4 protein-coding genes are annotated in these 2767 nt (G+C 70.4%); all 4 read right to left on the bottom strand.

Annotated features, from left to right (window positions below; genetic code table 11):
- Nucleotides 1-124: 124 nt before the first annotated feature.
- The 4 genes from ACFV4N_RS42400 to ACFV4N_RS42385 all read right to left on the bottom strand — a co-directional run bounded on the left by ACFV4N_RS42400 (nt 125) and on the right by ACFV4N_RS42385 (nt 2766).
- Nucleotides 125-469, bottom strand: coding sequence for an RNA polymerase-binding protein RbpA (locus ACFV4N_RS42400; RefSeq protein WP_344039304.1), 345 nt, complete (start codon nt 467-469; stop codon nt 125-127).
- Between the two features lie 69 nt (nt 470-538).
- The gene (secG, locus tag ACFV4N_RS42395) at nt 539-769 is read right to left on the bottom strand and encodes a preprotein translocase subunit SecG (RefSeq protein WP_344039303.1); all 231 of its coding nucleotides are present in this window, start codon (nt 767-769) and stop codon (nt 539-541) included.
- Nucleotides 770-859: 90 nt separating this feature from the next.
- Nucleotides 860-1648, bottom strand: coding sequence for a triose-phosphate isomerase (gene tpiA / locus ACFV4N_RS42390; RefSeq protein ID WP_499678348.1), 789 nt, complete (start codon nt 1646-1648; stop codon nt 860-862).
- Nucleotides 1648-2766 carry a phosphoglycerate kinase gene (locus ACFV4N_RS42385; RefSeq protein ID WP_499678347.1) on the bottom strand — a complete coding sequence of 373 codons (1119 nt, stop codon included), beginning with the start codon at nt 2764-2766 and terminating at the stop codon, nt 1648-1650. The genes tpiA and ACFV4N_RS42385 overlap by 1 nt, the downstream gene beginning before the upstream one ends.
- Between the last annotated feature and the right edge of the window lies 1 nt (nt 2767).

The raw sequence follows: 2767 nt of genomic DNA, 5'->3' as shown, positions 1-2767 counted from the left end.
CGCCACGGGCACACCCGCCCGGCCCGTGGCGCGCACGGCCGCGGCCCCCGCGGTAATCCCCGCGGGGGCCGCTGTCGGCCTCGACCGGACCCGGAGGTCCGAGGCCACGCCGTTCGAACCCGAACTAGGGCTCTTCGCGCTGCTTCCGCAGCTTCATGAGCGCCTCTTCGAGGATCGCCTCGCCGTCCGCGTCGGAGCGGCGCTCCTTCACGTACGCCAGGTGCGTCTTGTACGGCTCGTTGCGCGGCGGAGCAGGAGGTGCCTGCTCGTCGCGCCCCGCCGGAAGACCGCACCGGGGGCAGTCCCAGTTCTCCGGGATCTCCGCCTCGACCGCGAACGACGGCCGGGACTCGTGCCCGTTCGCGCACCAGTACGACACCCGACGTCGGGGCGCGGACTCGCCGCGTTCCGATTCGCCCATCGGGCCTGCGCCGACGCGGGTACCGCGAATCGCGTTACCACCAGCCATCGACCCTCACACCCCCACCACGTGGTTTCCCTGTCTGCCGGACCGAAGCTCGGACCGAGGAGAGCCCGGTCAGAGCTTCATGAGCAGCCCGGTTCCCACGATGGCGATGACCCAGATCGCGCCGACGAACAACGTCAGCCGGTCGAGGTTCTTCTCCACCACGCTGGAACCGGACAGGCTCGACTGCATACCGCCGCCGAACAGCGAGGACAGACCGCCGCCACGCCCGCGGTGCAGCAGCACCAGCAGGATGAGCAGCAAGCTGGAGACGATCAACAGGATCTGAAGGAACAGGATCATTTCATCCTCGCTGTCAGGCAGGTGACGCCACAGAGTACCCGGTCAACTGCCGACCGTGGACCACTGCCGTGGGAGTGCGTGTCAATCACATCAGGGTAGAGGGCCACCCGCGGCGAGCGCGCACAGCTTGGCGAACTCGTCGGCGTCCAGGCTCGCACCGCCCACGAGGGCGCCGTCGACGTCCTTCTGGGCGACCAGCTCGGCGATGTTGCCGGACTTGACCGAACCGCCGTAAAGCACCCGAACGGCCGAAGCGACGTCCTCGCCGTGCAGCTCGGCGAGCTTGACGCGCAGGGCGGAGCAGACCTCCTGCGCGTCGGCCGCCGAGGCGACCTTGCCGGTGCCGATGGCCCACACGGGCTCGTAGGCGATGACGACCTTGGCCACCTGCTCGGCGTTCAGGCCCTTGAGGCCCTCGACCAGCTGGGTGGTGCAGTGCGCCACGTGGTCGCCGGCCTCGCGGACGTCGAGCTGCTCGCCCAGGCAGAAGATCGGGGTGATGCCGTGCTTGAGCGCGGCCTTGACCTTCTTGTTGACCAGGGCGTCGTCCTCGTGGTGGTACTCGCGCCGCTCGGAGTGGCCCACGGTGACGTAGGAGCAGCCGAGCTTGGCGAGCATCACGCCGGACACGTCGCCGGTGTAGGCGCCGGAGTCGTGCGGCGACAGGTCCTGCGCGCCGTACTTGAGCAGCAGCTTGTCGCCGTCGACGAGGGTCTGGATGGACCTGATGTCGACGAACGGCGGCAGCACCGCGACCTCGACCTTGGCGAAGTACTTCTCCGGGAGGGAGAAGGCGATCTTCTGGACCAGGGCGATGGCCTCGAGGTGGTTGAGGTTCATCTTCCAGTTGCCCGCGATGAGGGGCTGGCGCGCGGCCATCAGTCCTCCAGCACCTTCACGCCGGGGAGTTCCTTGCCTTCGAGGAACTCCAGGGATGCGCCGCCACCGGTGGAGATGTGCGAGAAGCCGTCCTCGGGCAGGCCGAGGGCGCGCACGGCCGCGGCGGAGTCGCCGCCGCCGACCACGGTGAACGCGTCGCTCTTGACGAGGGCCTCGGCGACGGCGCGCGTGCCGCCGGAGAAGGCCTCGAACTCGAACACGCCCATGGGGCCGTTCCAGAACACGGTCCGCGCGTCGGCGAGCTTGCTCGCGAACAGCTCCCGGGTCTCGGGGCCGATGTCCAGGCCCTCGCGGTCGGCCGGGATGGCGTCGGTGCGCACGACCTCGTAGGACGCGTCGGCGGCGAACTCGGTGGCCGCGAGCACGTCCACGGGGAGCACCAGCTCCACGCCGCGCTCCTCGGCCTCCTTCAGGAAGCCGCTGACCTGCTCCAGCTGGTCCTCCTGGAGCAGCGACCGGCCGACCTCGTGGCCCTGGGCCTTGAGGAAGGTGTAGGCCATGCCGCCGCCGACGAGGAGCCGGTCGACCTTGGAGAGCAGGTTCTTGATGACGCCGAGCTTGTCGGAGACCTTCGCGCCGCCAAGCACCACGACGTAGGGCCGCTTGAGGTCCTCGGTGAGCTTGTGCAGCACGTCGACCTCGGCCAGGACGAGGCGGCCCGCGTAGTGGGGCAGCTTCTGGGCGACGTCGTACACGGAGGCCTGCTTGCGGTGCACCACGCCGAAGCCGTCGGAGACGAACGCGTCGGCCTTGGCGGCCAGCTCGTCGGCGAGGGCGGCGCGCTCGGCGTCGTCCTTGCTGGTCTCGCGGGCGTCGAAGCGGATGTTCTCCAGCAGCACCACGGAGCCGTCGGCGTCGGCGGTCTCGGCGCCGATCGCGACGTCCTGGCCGAGCAGCTCACCGAGCCGCACGGCGACGGGCGCGAGGGAGAACTTGGGGTCGGGCTCGCCCTTGGGGCGGCCGAGGTGGGCGGCGACCAGGACGCGGGCGCCCGCGTCCACGAGCGCCTTGAGCGTCGGCACCGAGGCGCGCACGCGGCCGTCGTCGGTGATCCGGTCGCCGTCGAGGGGGACGTTCAGGTCGGCGCGCACCAGCACG

The sequence above is a fragment of the Actinosynnema sp. NPDC059797 genome (genome assembly GCF_042732085.1).
Classification (GTDB): Bacteria; Actinomycetota; Actinomycetes; order Mycobacteriales; family Pseudonocardiaceae; genus Actinosynnema.
Note: the sequence above shows the minus strand (reverse complement) of the source record. Positions and strands in the feature narration are given on the sequence as shown.

What these genes read in the sequence shown, in the direction of transcription:
- ACFV4N_RS42400 (WP_344039304.1), bottom strand. Translation starts at nt 469, where the DNA reads ATGGCTGGTGGTAACGCGATTCGCGGTACCCGCGTCGGCGCAGGCCCG.
- secG (WP_344039303.1), bottom strand. Translation starts at nt 769, where the DNA reads ATGATCCTGTTCCTTCAGATCCTGTTGATCGTCTCCAGCTTGCTGCTC.
- tpiA (WP_499678348.1), bottom strand. Translation starts at nt 1,648, where the DNA reads ATGGCCGCGCGCCAGCCCCTCATCGCGGGCAACTGGAAGATGAACCTC.